Here is a 13,824-nt window from a genome sequence, read left to right as displayed (position 1 = left end):
CAAGAAATAACCAGATCGGTTTTGTTTTGACGCGTTTTCTTCACGCGAACCGGTGTCCACTTCGCTTGAAAACGCTATTGCAAGGAGCACCACGATGACGACGCCCACAGGCACGCTCGCCGGCAAGACCCTGTTCATCACCGGCGCCTCGCGCGGCATCGGCCTTGCCATCGCGCTGCGCGCCGCCCGCGATGGCGCCAATATCGCCATCGCCGCCAAGACCGCCGAGCCGCATCCGAAGCTGCCCGGCACGATCTACACGGCGGCGGAAGACATCGAGAAGGCTGGCGGCAAGGCCCTGCCGCTTCTCGTCGACGTCCGGGAAGACGCGCAGGTGCGCGAGGCGATCGAAAAGACCGCCGCGCATTTCGGCTCGCTCGACATCGTCGTCAACAATGCCAGCGCCATTTCTCTCACCGATTCCCAAGCCACCGACATGCGCCGCTACGATCTGATGCATCAGATCAATGCGCGCGGCACGTTCATGGTGTCGAAATTCGCCGTGCCTTTCCTGGCCCAGGCTGAGAATCCGCACATCCTCATGCTGTCGCCGCCGCTCGACATGAAGGAAAAATGGTTCGCGCCGCACACCGCCTATACGATGGCGAAATTCGGCATGAGCATGGTGGTGCTGGGACTGGCCGGCGAACTGCGCCGCAAAGGCATTGCCGTCAACGCGCTGTGGCCGCGCACGACCATCGCCACGTCGGCGATCAAGAACCTGCTCGGCGGCGATGCGCTGATGCAGGCCTCGCGCACGCCCGACATTCTCGCCGACGCGGCGCATATGATTTTCTGTTCGCCCGCGAAAACGCTCACCGGCCAGTTCATCATCGACGACACCTTCCTCTATGAGAACGGCGTGCGCGATTTCGACCAGTATCGGGTCAATCCGGCCCAGGCGCTGGCACAAGATTTCTTTGTGCCGGCGGATAGCGTTCCGCCGGTCAGCCTTGCCGCCTTGAAATAAAGCTTATCGCTTGTTGCCGAACAGCTGGCCGAGAATGTCGTTGAGATTGGCCTGCTGCTGCGGCGCCTGCTGGGTGCCGTGACCGAGAATCTTGCCCAGCATGTCGATGCCCGCCTGGATCGATTTCGGGTCGAAGCCGCCAGGGAAAGCCATCGGACTTGATCCCGGCGTCGCGCCTGGGGTCGCATTGGGTGACGGTGTTTGCGGTGTTGCGCCGCCCGCCTGCGGTGTCCGACCGGCCTGATCGAGAATGTCGCCGCCGCCGGGCGCACCGGCCTGCGGCGGCTGGCCGAACGTGCCTTGCAGGATTTGCCCGAGGATATCACCAAGACCGCCACCGGCTCCGCCTGGAAGACCGTTGCCGGGCATACCACCAGGGAGCCCGCCAGGAAGACCATTGCCCGGCAGGCCGCTACCGCTTTGCGGCGCGGTCTGCGGACCCGGCTGGCCGAAGGCGCCGCCGATCTGTTCCAAAATGCCGCCCAGGCCCTTGTCATTCATCGACTTGGTCAGGCCGCCCATGACAATGGCGATGATCGCCGGCATCAGCTTTTGCATGATGTCCTGGCTGACGTCGGCCGCTTGCGCCGCATGGGCGGCGAGCTGGCGGGAGGCATCGCGATCGCCGAACATCTGGCCCAGCATATCGCGGCCGAATTGTCGGGCGTCTCCTGATTGCGCCGCGGCGGGATTGGAGAAAGCAGCCATGCCCTGGCCGTTCATCATCGCCGAGAAGAGTTCGGCCATGCCTTGCGGGTCTTGCGCCTTGGCTTGCAGACGCTGCGACATCGCCGGCAAGATCGCGCCGACCGCCGCTTCCGCCTGCTGGTCGGACAGACCGTACATGCGCGCCAGGGTTTTGACGCCATCACCCCCCTGCGAAGCCTGCACGATTTCGTAGAGATTAAACATGTCCGTCCCTTTCTCTAACGCCACGCCAAATGCCACACCTGCGCCTTCTTATCCCATTTCGCGCACCCGGGCGAGACGGCCTGTGACATAGAAAGCGACGAAGATCGCAATCAGGCTAAACAGAGCCGCGCCAGCCGCCATGCCCATCATCGCGCCTTCCGGCCCCCAGAGCTTGGCACCGATGGTGACGAAGGGAATCGTGCCGAGCGTCGAGCGGCCCCAGTTGAAGACCATCGATAACACCGGGTAACCAAGATTGTTAAAAGCCGCATTGGCGACGAACATGCAGCCGAGAAACACCCAGGCTATCGCGCCAAAGCGGCAATAGAACATGATCAGCTCAGCCGTCATCGACGACGCGTCGAACAATTTGACGATCAACGGCGCCGCCAGGGCAAGGATGAGCCAGACCGCGAGGCTGTAGCCGCTCGAGAGCGTGAAACAGTCGATCAGCGTCCGGCGAATGCGCGGGAACAGCCGCGCCCCATAGTTCTGCCCGATGATCGGACCGACGGCGCCCGACAGAGCAAACAGCGGCCCGAAAGAGACGCCAATGATGCGGTCGACGATCGTATAGGCGGCGACCACGTCCTGGCCGAAGGTGGCAAACACGCTCAGCGCATAAGAGGTCGAGACTGGCGCGGCAAGCGTGGTCAGGATCGCCGGGATGGCGATCCGCATCATGATTTTCAGATCGGGCAGCAAGGCATGACGCTGTGGCCGGCTGACCATGCGATGCACGCGCATGCAGCCCCAGGCGCCGACAGCGAGAAAACACAGACGTGACAGAACAGTGACGATGGCAGCACCATTGACGCCCAATCCAAGCGCGAAAATGAAGATCGGATCGAGGACTGCCGTGGCGAGGCCGCCACCTAGTGTTACATACATGGCGCGGCGTGCGTCGCCGCGCGCCCGCAGCAGAGCCGCGAACGCCATGCCGACCGACATCAACGGCAACGACGGCAGGGAGATCAGCAGAAAAGTCGAAGAGACGTCGAGGACGTGATCGCGCGCACCGAGCAAATGCAGCAGATCGCGACGGAACGGCAGCATCGCCAGCGTCAAGACCACGGAGGCCACCGCGACATGGACGAGGCTGGAGGCGGCGAGACGGCCGGCGCGCGCCTTGTCGCCGGCACCGATCGCCTGCGCCACCAAAGCACCCACCGCGATCGAAAAGCCGATGCTGATCGAGATCAGAAAGAACGACACCTGCGTCGCATAGCCGACGGCCGCTGTCAGCGCGTGATCGCCGAGCCAAGACACATAGAGCAGCGACAGCAAATCGACGAAAAAAATCGCCATCAGGCCGATCGAGCCGGTCGTCGCCATGACGATCACATGGCGCATGATCGGGCCTTGCGTGAAGGCGGCGCGACTGCCGAGGGAAGGAACGGAAGACATCTGGACTCGATCCGGAAAAAACAGAAATGAACTCGAACCGAAAGCCGGACATCACGAAATCATCCACCGGCAGGTCGGATTCTGGCAGGAAGCCGACCAGTCATAGCATTTGATCGCGAAATTACGAGGAGCCCGTTCTCTTGTCCGCCAATCATGGCAATTGAGCGACGGGTGGACCGGAAAACCACCCGAACGCGACTGGCAATCTAAGAAAGAATAAATTGGAATATCAGCCCAGGTGATATCCCAGCAGTTTGCGGCACATCTGCTCGAACACCTGCTGTTCGTCCGAATTGAGCGGCGACAGGAAACGGGTTTGCACCCTTTCAACCGCCGATGTCGCCTGCGCCATGGCCTGTTCGCCCGCCGGCGTGATCGCGACGATATTCTGCCGGCGATCCTCGCGCGAAGGCGTGCGGCTGACCCAGCCCTTGGCTTCGAGCCGATCGATCACGCCGCCGATGGTGGCGCGATCGTAGCCGATCTGCGCGGCGAGATCCGCCTGCCCCAAGCCGCTGCGCTGGGCGATGGCGACAAGCGCAGCGAATTGCACCGGCGTCAGCTCCGAACCGACTTCCTCCGAGAACAGCCGCACCGCCACCTGTTGCAGGCGGCGAATGTAGTGGCCCGGCATGGCGTCCATATCGAGCGCCACGGAAGATTCGATATCGGCGCGCGTCGTACTCATGCGAGACACTTCTCGACCGACCAGCCGTAGAGCCATTCCAGCGCATCGTAGTAGCGCTCCTGGCTGCGGCCCTGCCAGAGCTGGTTGCGCACCAGCCGCTCGACGCCGCCGGCATGGAACAGCCGACCCATTTCGCGCGCCGAATAGACCACGCGCGCCGTGCGCGGAATGCGTTTCTCTTCGTAGAGCCGGAAGGCCTTTTGGAGGTCGCCCTTGTGGACACGTAGCGCCTCACGCAGGGTCACCGCATCTTCCAGCGCCATGCAGGCACCCTGCGCCATATATTGCAGCATCGGATGAGCGGCATCACCGAGCAAGGTGGCACGGCCCTCACCCCATTTCTCCACCGGATCGCGATCGGCGATCGACCAGCGCCGCCACGACGTCGGCTTGTCGATGAGCTGGCGCGGACGCGGCGCGATGTGCTGAAAGTAAGATTGCACTTCCTCGCGCGAACCTTCGCGCACGCCCCATTCTTCTTTCTCACGGCTGTGGAAGGTGACGACGATGTTGTATTGCTCGCCGCCGCGCATCGGATAGTGAACGAGATGGCAGTTGGGACCGACCCAGATGGTGGCCGCATTCCAACGCAGATCGGCGGGGAATTCGTCGCGCGGCGTCACGGCGCGATAAACCACATGGCCCGGCACGCGATGCCCGTCGCCAACGAGCTTCTCGCGCACGACGGACTTGACGCCGTCGCAGCCGATCAAAGCGATGCCGCGATATTCCTTGCCATTGGCATCGCGCACGCGCGCGCCCTTGTCGTCGATATCGATGCTCTCGATGCGCGAATTGGTGTGGAAGCGGACGTTCGACTTGGTCTGCACTTCCTCATAAACCGACAGATGAATGTCGGCGCGGTGGATCACCGCGTAAGGATTTTTGAAGCGCTCACGAAATTCTTCGCGCGCCGAAATCTTGCCGACGACGCTCTCGTCGACGGCGTCCATCATGATGAGATCGTCGGTATAGACGGCGCGCGCCCGGGCGCGCGGACCGCAGCCCAGCGCATCCATCGCCGCGAAAGCATTGGGACCTAACTGGATGCCGGCGCCGATTTCGCCGATTTCAGCGGCCTGTTCGATCAGCTCGACGTCAAAGCCGGCCTGGTTGAGCGCCAAAGCACAGCCCATACCGCCAATGCCCCCGCCAATGACCAGCACCGTATTGTCGTGAGAAGCAGCCATCACTCGTCCTCCCAGTAGCTTTTGCCTGCATCGTAATTGTATCTATACATATAATATGTATGCAGTCAATCGACGCGTGACCGGAATCGGCTATAAGGCCGCCCGGACGACAACGACGGAGAACGCATGCGTATTGCGATGATTGGGTCCGGCTATGTCGGGCTGGTTTCAGGCGCCTGTTTCGCGGATTTCGGCCATACGGTCGTCTGCGTCGACAAGAATGTCGACCGTATTGCCGCGCTCAAGCGGGGCGAAATACCGATTTTCGAGCCTGGCTTGGCGCCTCTCGTTGCCAGCAACGTCCGCCAGCAGCGCCTGTCGTTCACTACCGATCTTGCCCCGGCGGTTGCGGAAGCCGATGCGGTCTTCATCGCCGTCGGTACTCCGTCGCGGCGCGGCGATGGCCATGCGGACCTCGCCTATGTCTACGCCGCGGCGGCCGAGATTGCCGACGCCCTGAAAGGCTTCACCGTCGTCGTCAACAAATCCACCGTGCCGGTGGGCACCGGCGATGAGGTCGAGCGGATCATCCGCGAGCGGCGGCCGGATGCGGAATTCGCCGTGGTCTCCAATCCGGAATTCCTGCGCGAGGGCGCGGCCATTTCGGATTTCAAACGGCCCGATCGCATCGTCGTCGGCACCGACGATGCCAAAGCCCGCGACATCCTCACGGAAATCTATCGTCCGCTCTATCTCAATCAATCGCCTTTGGTCTTCATGGCGCGGCGGACGGCGGAGCTGACGAAATATGCCGCCAATGCCTTTCTCGCCACCAAGATCACCTTCATCAACGAGATCGCCGACCTGTGCGAGAAGGCCGGCGCCGACGTGCAAGACGTGGCGCGCGGCATCGGCCTCGACAATCGCATCGGCTCGAAGTTTCTGCATGCGGGGCCCGGCTATGGCGGCTCCTGTTTCCCCAAAGATACGATGGCCCTGATCCGCACGGGTCACGACTTCGGCGCGCCAGTGCGGATCGTCGAGACGGTCGCGGCCTCCAACGAAGCGCGCAAACAGCGGATGGCGGAGAAAATTCTCGATGCTTGCGGCGGCTCGGTCGTCGGCAAAACGCTGGCGGTTCTGGGACTGGCCTTCAAGCCGAATACAGACGACATGCGCGAGGCCCCGGCCCTCACCATCGTGCCGGCCTTGCAGCAACGCGGTGCTGCTGTTCGCGCTTACGATCCCGAAGCAATGGAGCAGGCGCGGCCGCTCCTTCCCGGCGTCACGTTCTGCGACGATGCTTATGAATGCGCGCGCGATGCCGACGTACTGGTCATCCTCACCGAATGGGATGCGTTCCGCGCGCTCGATCTCAAGCGCATTCGCGATCTGTTGGCCAAGCCGATCGTGGTCGATCTGCGCAACATCTATCGTCCCGAAGAAATGCTCCGGCACGACTTCACTTACATCAGCGTGGGGCGCGTTTAGGGCCTTTGTCTTGACGCCTCAAAAAAGCATGCCGTAGCCGCCGTCATCAGGCGGCGGCTTCTCATGCGTCGCCGGCATCTGCACCTCGGGTGAATCATTGGCGACTTTGTTGACGGCCGAGGAAACCTCGAACACTTCCAGGACATCCTCGCCGGCGGGTCGCATCAGAGCCGCGGCCTCCTCCGCATCGACCGCATCATTCTCGAGCCAGACATCGAAATCCTCGGGCTCGAGGATCACCGGCATGCGATCATGGATCGGCGCCATCACCGCATTGGCGGCGGTGGTGACAATGCAAGCGGTTTCCATTTCCTCGCCGTTCGGTCCCATCCAATTTTCCCACAGGCCGGCGAGCGCCATCGGCGCACCGTCACGACGGCGAATGAGATAGGGCACGAGCGTCTTGCTGCGTCCCTTGGCTTTCGACCCACGCTGCCATTCATAGAAGGCATCGGCGATGAAGATGCAGCGCCGGCGGCGCATGGCGTTGCGAAAGCTCGGTTTGTCGAAAATCGTTTCGGAACGCGCGTTGATGACCAAAGGAAAATCTTTTGGGTCCTTGACGAATCCCGGCAGAAAACCCCAACGCAGAAGCGTGAAATGCCGCGACTTGCCGCCCGGACCGTCGGCGACACGGACCACCGGCACCGGCTGCGTCGGCGCGATGTTGTAGCGCGGCGGAAAATTCGGCTGTTCGACGTAGCGGAAAAAAGCGCGAATGCTGTCGGGGGCCTGCGTCACCGCGAAACGACCGCACATGATCAAAAATCCAGATCGCTAAAAAGCAAAAGGCCGGCCGAATTTCAGATGATTTGGCAATCTCTTATTATCATTCGCCATCTAAATTACCCCAACTTTTGTGAGCGCGACCGAATCGGTGCGAACGGATGAACATGTCAAACGGGTCGAGTTCGGCCAGCAACAGCGTGTCTGCGATGGATGATACGGCGCCTTCTCTCGTCAACCCGGCGTCTGGTCTGGCCAACGATTACCTTAATCTTTTCAACGAGATTTTGATGATCATCGAGCAATTGCCGACGATGCCGGAATTGTTCGACGATCTTTTGGCCTGGAAGCCCGTCACCTATCAGGAATATTTCTCCCGTTCGATCTTGCCGGGAAGCCGGTCCGCGCTCGCCGACTACAACCGCCTCAATCCGAGCTTCCGCAGCCGTTTCGAGGCCATCGTCGACGACCTCGATCGGCTCGCAACCGGAACCGTCGCGTCGATCCGCCGACATATCAAGACCAAGGGCACGGACGATCCGCAGGCCCTGGCGGCGATTTGCGAGCGCGCGACGGCGGCGCTGCGCGAAAAGCTCAGTCGTGCGGTCGCGCTCGTCAATCATGGCACAGCCGACACGGCCGAGGACGCGCAAGCGCGTGCCGATCGGTTGATGGCGGTGCGGATCAAGGCGCTGGCTGATGTCCGCGACTTCTGGGCGAAGCCTCGTTTCCCGACATCCGAATAAGAACGGGCTGCTCGTAAGAACGGGGCCGCTCGCCGGCCCGCCTCTCACCCCAGGGTCATGCTGTTGGCCACCGGGCTATAATATCTGTCGCGCATTTCCGATCCGATCAGCGTGGTCCCGGCGACAATCGCTAGCGCAATGGCGGTGGCGATGATTCCATATTCAACTGCGGTCGCTCCCTCGGTGTCTCGCAAGAATTTCAAAAACCATGACTTCGAAAACCATGACATGGGGCGCCCTCCCGGTAGTGCCCCCACTATGGCCATAAATGTTAATCGCCTGATTAACCGGGCAAATTTAATTCAGTTCACGGGCTTTAACCTTGTTTGGCCGGGGCGCCGCGCCCGCCCCTTTTCCCTTCAAATCACCGTGAAATCAGCACAGTGGCCGATCGCGCGTCCTACCGTTGCATAGCTCCTCGCGCCCGCCTATGAAGACTCCGGCCCTGGGGGGCCGTTTTGCAACCCAACGTCTCAAAAACGAGTTTCATGGCGCGCGACACGTCCGACACCACACCAATCGAATCGCGCAACGAACTCGTCGCCTGGTTTGAACAGGGTATCAAGCAAAGCGGCGATCTGCTCGTGGGCACCGAACACGAGAAGTTCCCGTTCTACGTGGCTGACCAATCCCCCGTTCCCTATGACGGCGACCACGGCATTCGCGCCCTGCTCGAAGGCATACAGGCGGACTCCGGCTGGCAACCGATTTTCGATGGCGAAGCGCTGATCGGCCTTTTCGACGATCGCGGCGGCGCCATTTCTCTGGAACCTGGCGGTCAGTTCGAACTGTCGGGTGCGCCGCTGGCCAGCGCGCACGACACGGCCGCGGAACTCAACGCCCATCTCGCGCTCGCCAATCAAGTGGCGGGACGGCACGGCATCGGTTTTCTCGGCCTCGGCATGAGCCCGCTCTGGACGCTGGCCGAAACGCCGAAAATGCCGAAGAGCCGCTACAAGATCATGACCGGCTACATGCCGAAAGTCGGCACCCGTGGCCTCGACATGATGTATCGCACCTGCACGGTGCAGACCAATCTCGACTTCACCTCCGAAGCCGACATGGTCAAGAAGCTGCGCGTCTCGCTGGCCTTGCAACCGCTGACGACGGCGCTCTTCGCCAATTCACCCTTCACCGAAGGCAAGACCAACGGGCGCTTGTCGGAACGCTCCGAGATTTGGCGCGACACCGACAATCAACGCGCCGGCATGTTGCCCTTCGTCTTCGAAGAAGGCTTCGGCTTCGAGCGCTATGTCGACTATGCGCTGCAAGTGCCGATGTATTTCGTCAAGCGCGGCGATATCTATCACGACGTCGCCGGCGCCGACTTCCGCGATCTGATGGCCGGCTCGTTCGAAGCTTTGCCAGGCGAACGCGCCACGGTGTCGGACTGGGCCAACCATCTGTCGACCATCTTTCCGGAAGTGCGCTTGAAGCGTTTTCTAGAAATGCGTGGCGCCGACATGGGTTCGGCCGATCACGTGGTGGCGATGTCGGCGCTTTATTTCGGCTTGCTCTACGATGCGGCCGCGCTCGATGGCGCCTGGGAAATCGTCCGCCGCTGGAGCGCCACCGAACGGCAAAGATTGCGCGACGACGTTCCCCAGATCGGGCTCAATGCCCAGATCGCCGGGCGCAGTCTGCGCGACATCGGCCGGGATGTCCTGGCGCTGGCCCGCGAAGGTCTGCAGCGGCGCGCCAGGCGCGATACCCAGGGCCGCGACGAAGGGCATTTTCTCGATCTGCTCGACCATCGTGTCGAAACCGGCCGCACCGCGGCGCAGGACCTCATCGCCGAGTTCAACGGACCGTGGAAACATTCCGTCCTGCCAATTTTCGCCGAGGCGCGGCTTTAGCTAGATACTGACAATTTGAATGAATTGCCGAAGGCCATATTGAGCCTAGCGGCTGAAACCTGCGCATAGCGGCACGATTAACGGCCCTTAACCAGACCTGTTAGGCGATCTCCCGCCATCGACGCCTAGGCTGACCTCAGAACCGGAAACCCGGACGAGGCAGTCAAATGGCGAATGAAGCACAGGATCTCAAATCGGAATGGCCGACGCTGGCCTGCGTCGACACGCGCGCCGACGGTGGCCAGCGCGAAGTGACGTTGCTGCGGCAGGGCATCGTCATCCGCCGGCGCCGCAATGGCGTGCGGATGAAAATCCGCGTGCCGGCACGCGCCTATCGCGGCGTCGTGTTCAAGGCCACCGGCGAAACGGCCAATAGCCAACGTTATCTGGTGAGCCTCAGCCATAGCGATGCCGATCTGCGCATTCTGCTCGCCGATACCGGCGACGAACGCGAAGCTTTCGCTCATCTGCAATATTGGGGCGAGTATTTCGCGCTGCCGCTTTATGTCGAACGAGCCGGCGGCCAGATGGAATGCATCCGCCGGCGTCTCGGCGACATCGATTGTGCCAGGCCGCAAGACCATGCGCGCAAGGGAACGACGCTGCTCGCCCGCCGCGGCCGGTTCCTGCGTCGGCGCAAGCCCGGCGCGCTCGTTCGCATGGATGTGGTGCATCACGGCGAACGCGAGATCATCGCGCGGCACTGATAGCTGTTAAAATAACCCGCGCGACAACATGCCGTCGGCCGCAAGGCCGGCGAAGAAAAGCAGGCCCGCGTCGCGATTGGAGCGGAACAGCATCAACGCGACGCGCGTGTCGGCCCGCTCAATGCGGCTGACCTGCCAGCCCAGATGGGCGGCAAAAGCCAGCCAGCCAGCCCAGGCGAGAACGCCACCGTGCACGCCCGCAATCGCGAGAGCCGCGCAGATGAGCGCCAGCACGTAGCAGATCGCCACGCCAAGCCGAACATTTTGCGCGAACAGGCGCGCGGTCGATTTGACACCGACGATGGCATCATCACGCGCATCCTGCAGCGCGTAGATCGTGTCGTAGCCGATGGTCCAGAAGATCGCGCAGACATAGATCAGCACGGCCTGCCAGGAGAGCGAGCCAAAAGCCGCCGCCCAACCCATGAGACCGCCCCAGGCAAAAGCAAGCCCGAGCACCGCCTGGGGCCAGGACGTCACCCGCTTCATGAATGGATAGATCGCGACGATGAGCAGCGAAGCGAGGCCGGTGACAATGGCGAAGCGGTTGAATGACAGAAGAACCGCGGCGCCAATCAGCGATAGCAGAACGAGAAAGACAACCGCTGCGGTCAATGAGACGCGGCCTGACGGCAAAGGCCGTCCGCGCGTGCGTTCAACCCCCGCATCGATGTCGCGATCGACAATGTCGTTGTAGACGCAGCCAGCACCCCGCATGGAAATGGCGCCGATCAGAAACAGCAGCACGTGCCACCAGTTGGGTCCGCTGCCTTGCTGAATGCCGGCCAGAGCCGCCGACCACCAGCACGGCAACAGCACCAGCCACCAACCGATCGGCCGGTCGATGCGCGCCAATTGAATGAAGGGAATCGCGGCGTCAGGCGCCCATCTTAGAACGAGGCTGCCCGAAACGGAATCGGGCAGCGACCGTGAAACATTGGAAGACGGTTCGCTCGCCAAGGCTTAGAGCGGGCCGGAGGGCAACCGCGGCGCCTGCGGCGCGCCTTGCCCGCCACCTTCACGAGCTTGTTCCTGCATCTTGCGCGCCATGGCGGCGGCCTTGCACGCTTGCGCGGCAAGATTGGCGGATTTGCCGCGACCGTCTTTGACCTGTCCCATCACATCGTCGGGAATACCGCACCAGCTTTGGTTCTTGGTCATATAAGCGAACATCTCGCCTTCGACGGCCACCAGACCGCGCAGACGCGGACAAGCGGCGATCGGATCGAGCTTGCCTTTGCCCTTCTTGCTGAGATTGTTCAGCGCAGCGATCTGAGCCTCACGCCGTTGTTGAAACTTGGCGATGTCCTCGTTGCACGACTGCGCGAATGCCGGCGCCGCCGCGGTGAGCAGCCCGGCAGCGACCAAGGTCGCGAGCACCGGTTTCAAACCAGCGCGGGGTGTCGGGTTCATGGCCATCCTCTACTTACCTTCGCTGCGCATCTGGCCCGCCGCATGATCACAGCGGGCCCCGGCTGAAACTGCTCCGCCGCATGAGGAGTCAGCCTCTCAATTGGCGGGCTTTTTAACAATCTAGTGTCACTTACGGCAAGAGCCTGGGAATTTCGCGATTTAGCCTTCAAAATAGGACGGATTCGTGGAAAACGGCCCTGATTGAGCCTGGCACCGCACAATCCACGCGTTTCCCGGGCTTTTCTCGATGGTCAAATCCTGGAATCTTCCTGCCGATGCCCCGCTACGATTTTGCCGCTACACGTCTTTTTGTTCCCCAGCCGCTTGCGGCTGGCGCTGTCGTCGATCTTGAGCGCGACCAATCGAACTACATTCTCAACGTGCTGCGGCTGCGCGAAGGCGACACGATTCTGGTGTTCAACGGCCGCGACGGCGAGTGGTCGGCCCGGATCGCACCGGGCACGCGCAAATCGGCGCGCCTCGAAATCAGCGAGCAGGCGCGCGCGCAACAGCCCGCATGCGACCTGCATTATCTGTTCGCCCCGATCAAACACGCCCGCCTCGATTATATGGCTCAAAAGGCCGTCGAAATGGGCGCCAGCAAGTTGCAGCCGGTGCTGACGCGTCGCACGCAGGTGCAGCGCGTCAATCTTGAGCGCTTGCAGGCCAATGCGATCGAAGCGGCGGAGCAATGCGGCATCATGACAATAGCGGACGTTGCGGAACCGATCGATCTCGAGCGGATCTTGCGCGATTGGCCCGCAGCGCGCCGGCTCGTCTTCTGCGACGAGGATGCCGCCATCGCCGAGCCCGTACAGATGCTGCGCCATGCGGTCGCCGACACGCCCGCCCCCGCACTCGCTGTGTTGATCGGCCCCGAGGGCGGTTTCGACGATGCCGAGCGCAAGATGATCAATGCCGTGCCCGGTGTCATCGGCATCTCGCTGGGACCACGCATTCTGCGCGCCGATACGGCGGCGGTCGCGGCCCTGGCCGTGGTCCAGGCTGCCATCGGCGATTGGCGTGGCTGACACAACACGGCGCGCGCAAAACCTCGGCCAAGATTGTGGAACCCGGGCAACAATGGCGACATCATCTTGATCTTGCCACGATCTTCGTATCAATCGATGGTCAGCCGATCCAATCGGCCTTATGCCTGCGTATCGGCATATCATCCTCGTTTCCGGCCCATCCAGCAGCTACGGCGGCACAGTTTGACGGATCATCGTCCTCTTCAGCCTATGGTGCTCTCCCGCCTCTCGCAGACGGGCGCATTGTGTCTGCTGCTGACCACGCCCGGATTTGCGGCCGATACGCAAGTCACGCGGCTGGCACAGGCCAATCGTTGCGCGATCTATGGTTCGGGCTTTGTCTCCACGACCGATGGCGGCTGTGCGCGGATCGGCGGGCGCGTGCGCGTGCAGCGCCGTGTGGATCAGCGTCCGCCGATGGGCCCGCCTCCGGCACCGTTGGGCAGACAGATGACCAACGGCTTTTACATGTCCGGCGAAGATCGTGATGGCCCGAGCCGCGCGCATCTGCGGCTGCCGAACGAGAACCCCATTTTCGCGCCGTCGTTCCGTTAGTTTTTTGCCGTTAGCCCGTTTGTGAACGGACAGCGTGTCGCCGCTTAATTTGCGGCGACGGTCTGCGGCGTTCCTTCGGCAGGCACGCCCTGCGGTACGAGCGGGCCTGGGCGGTTCCACCAGCCACCGCCCAAAGCCTGGAACAGAGCGATCGTATCGGTGACGCGCTGGCCCTCCGCCTGCACCTTGGCC

Annotated in this window: 15 protein-coding genes; 7 read left to right on the top strand and 8 right to left on the bottom strand. The window is 62.1% G+C overall.

Features of this window, described 5'->3' with window-relative positions; translation table 11 throughout:
- The first annotated feature begins 94 nt into the window (after window positions 1-94).
- Entirely contained in the window at window positions 95-970 is an 876-nt protein-coding gene (locus OIM99_RS24695) for an NAD(P)-dependent oxidoreductase (protein ID WP_311853181.1), read from the top strand.
- Between the two features lie 3 nt (window positions 971-973).
- On the opposite strand, the gene OIM99_RS24690 is transcribed toward OIM99_RS24695, so the two are convergent.
- From OIM99_RS24690 to OIM99_RS24675, 4 genes are all read right to left on the bottom strand, one after another.
- Entirely contained in the window at window positions 974-1,882 is a 909-nt protein-coding gene (locus OIM99_RS24690) for a DUF937 domain-containing protein (RefSeq protein ID WP_311853180.1), read from the bottom strand.
- A 48-nt stretch (window positions 1,883-1,930) separates the two neighbouring features.
- On the bottom strand, window positions 1,931-3,289 hold the full coding sequence (locus OIM99_RS24685) for an MATE family efflux transporter (protein ID WP_311853179.1): 1,359 nt from the start codon (window positions 3,287-3,289) through the stop codon (window positions 1,931-1,933).
- A gap of 229 nt (window positions 3,290-3,518) precedes the next feature.
- Complete coding sequence (locus OIM99_RS24680; protein ID WP_311853178.1) at window positions 3,519-3,977, bottom strand: MarR family transcriptional regulator; 459 nt, start codon at window positions 3,975-3,977, stop codon at window positions 3,519-3,521.
- Entirely contained in the window at window positions 3,974-5,167 is a 1,194-nt protein-coding gene (locus tag OIM99_RS24675; RefSeq protein ID WP_311853177.1) for a 3-hydroxybenzoate 6-monooxygenase, read from the bottom strand. Before OIM99_RS24675 ends, OIM99_RS24680 begins: the two co-directional genes overlap by 4 nt.
- Window positions 5,168-5,293: 126 nt before the next feature.
- Here OIM99_RS24675 and OIM99_RS24670 point away from each other — a divergent pair, with 126 nt between their 5' ends.
- Window positions 5,294-6,598 (top strand): UDP-glucose/GDP-mannose dehydrogenase family protein, encoded by a 1,305-nt coding sequence (locus OIM99_RS24670; protein WP_311853176.1) that lies wholly within the window; start codon window positions 5,294-5,296, stop codon window positions 6,596-6,598.
- Between the two features lie 18 nt (window positions 6,599-6,616).
- Here the strand turns inward: OIM99_RS24670 and OIM99_RS24665 are convergent, their stop codons facing one another.
- Window positions 6,617-7,357: an SOS response-associated peptidase gene (locus tag OIM99_RS24665; protein ID WP_311853175.1), complete on the bottom strand. Its 741-nt coding sequence runs from the start codon at window positions 7,355-7,357 to the stop codon at window positions 6,617-6,619.
- Window positions 7,358-7,533: 176 nt separating this feature from the next.
- On the opposite strand from OIM99_RS24665, the gene OIM99_RS24660 reads away from it, so the two are divergent.
- Window positions 7,534-8,070 (top strand): hypothetical protein, encoded by a 537-nt coding sequence (locus tag OIM99_RS24660; protein WP_311853174.1) that lies wholly within the window; start codon window positions 7,534-7,536, stop codon window positions 8,068-8,070.
- Between the two features lie 44 nt (window positions 8,071-8,114).
- On the opposite strand, the gene OIM99_RS24655 is transcribed toward OIM99_RS24660, so the two are convergent.
- Window positions 8,115-8,300: a Flp family type IVb pilin gene (locus OIM99_RS24655; protein WP_311853173.1), complete on the bottom strand. Its 186-nt coding sequence runs from the start codon at window positions 8,298-8,300 to the stop codon at window positions 8,115-8,117.
- A gap of 258 nt (window positions 8,301-8,558) precedes the next feature.
- Between OIM99_RS24655 and OIM99_RS24650 the strand changes: the two genes are divergently transcribed.
- On the top strand, window positions 8,559-9,926 hold the full coding sequence (locus OIM99_RS24650; protein ID WP_311853172.1) for a glutamate--cysteine ligase: 1,368 nt from the start codon (window positions 8,559-8,561) through the stop codon (window positions 9,924-9,926).
- 167 nt (window positions 9,927-10,093) lie between these two features.
- Entirely contained in the window at window positions 10,094-10,633 is a 540-nt protein-coding gene (locus OIM99_RS24645) for a DUF6101 family protein (RefSeq protein WP_311853171.1), read from the top strand.
- A gap of 6 nt (window positions 10,634-10,639) precedes the next feature.
- Here OIM99_RS24645 and ubiA read toward each other — a convergent pair whose 3' ends face one another.
- Both ubiA and OIM99_RS24635 read right to left on the bottom strand, forming a co-directional pair.
- Window positions 10,640-11,593 carry a 4-hydroxybenzoate octaprenyltransferase gene (ubiA, locus tag OIM99_RS24640; protein ID WP_311853170.1) on the bottom strand — a complete coding sequence of 318 codons (954 nt, stop codon included), beginning with the start codon at window positions 11,591-11,593 and terminating at the stop codon, window positions 10,640-10,642.
- Window positions 11,594-11,596: 3 nt separating this feature from the next.
- Window positions 11,597-12,046 carry a hypothetical protein gene (locus OIM99_RS24635; protein WP_311853169.1) on the bottom strand — a complete coding sequence of 150 codons (450 nt, stop codon included), beginning with the start codon at window positions 12,044-12,046 and terminating at the stop codon, window positions 11,597-11,599.
- Between the two features lie 275 nt (window positions 12,047-12,321).
- On the opposite strand from OIM99_RS24635, the gene OIM99_RS24630 reads away from it, so the two are divergent.
- Window positions 12,322-13,077, top strand: coding sequence for a 16S rRNA (uracil(1498)-N(3))-methyltransferase (locus OIM99_RS24630; RefSeq protein ID WP_311853168.1), 756 nt, complete (start codon window positions 12,322-12,324; stop codon window positions 13,075-13,077).
- 183 nt (window positions 13,078-13,260) lie between these two features.
- On the top strand, window positions 13,261-13,632 hold the full coding sequence (locus tag OIM99_RS24625) for a hypothetical protein (protein ID WP_311853167.1): 372 nt from the start codon (window positions 13,261-13,263) through the stop codon (window positions 13,630-13,632).
- The last annotated feature ends 192 nt before the right edge of the window (window positions 13,633-13,824 follow it).

This window comes from Methylocella sp. CPCC 101449, assembly GCF_031921685.1.
Classification (GTDB): Bacteria; Pseudomonadota; Alphaproteobacteria; order Rhizobiales; family Beijerinckiaceae; genus Terripilifer.
The sequence above is the reverse complement of the archived record's forward strand: the minus strand, read 5'-3'. Positions and strand labels throughout refer to the sequence as shown.

What these genes read in the sequence shown, in the direction of transcription:
- OIM99_RS24670 (WP_311853176.1), top strand. Translation starts at nt 5,294, where the DNA reads ATGCGTATTGCGATGATTGGGTCCGGCTATGTCGGGCTGGTTTCAGGC.
- OIM99_RS24680 (WP_311853178.1), bottom strand. Translation starts at nt 3,977, where the DNA reads ATGAGTACGACGCGCGCCGATATCGAATCTTCCGTGGCGCTCGATATG.
- OIM99_RS24635 (WP_311853169.1), bottom strand. Translation starts at nt 12,046, where the DNA reads ATGAACCCGACACCCCGCGCTGGTTTGAAACCGGTGCTCGCGACCTTG.
- OIM99_RS24690 (WP_311853180.1), bottom strand. Translation starts at nt 1,882, where the DNA reads ATGTTTAATCTCTACGAAATCGTGCAGGCTTCGCAGGGGGGTGATGGC.
- OIM99_RS24645 (WP_311853171.1), top strand. Translation starts at nt 10,094, where the DNA reads ATGGCGAATGAAGCACAGGATCTCAAATCGGAATGGCCGACGCTGGCC.
- OIM99_RS24660 (WP_311853174.1), top strand. Translation starts at nt 7,534, where the DNA reads ATGGATGATACGGCGCCTTCTCTCGTCAACCCGGCGTCTGGTCTGGCC.
- OIM99_RS24630 (WP_311853168.1), top strand. Translation starts at nt 12,322, where the DNA reads ATGCCCCGCTACGATTTTGCCGCTACACGTCTTTTTGTTCCCCAGCCG.
- OIM99_RS24665 (WP_311853175.1), bottom strand. Translation starts at nt 7,357, where the DNA reads ATGTGCGGTCGTTTCGCGGTGACGCAGGCCCCCGACAGCATTCGCGCT.
- OIM99_RS24675 (WP_311853177.1), bottom strand. Translation starts at nt 5,167, where the DNA reads ATGGCTGCTTCTCACGACAATACGGTGCTGGTCATTGGCGGGGGCATT.
- OIM99_RS24685 (WP_311853179.1), bottom strand. Translation starts at nt 3,289, where the DNA reads ATGTCTTCCGTTCCTTCCCTCGGCAGTCGCGCCGCCTTCACGCAAGGC.
- OIM99_RS24695 (WP_311853181.1), top strand. Translation starts at nt 95, where the DNA reads ATGACGACGCCCACAGGCACGCTCGCCGGCAAGACCCTGTTCATCACC.
- OIM99_RS24655 (WP_311853173.1), bottom strand. Translation starts at nt 8,300, where the DNA reads ATGTCATGGTTTTCGAAGTCATGGTTTTTGAAATTCTTGCGAGACACC.
- OIM99_RS24650 (WP_311853172.1), top strand. Translation starts at nt 8,559, where the DNA reads ATGGCGCGCGACACGTCCGACACCACACCAATCGAATCGCGCAACGAA.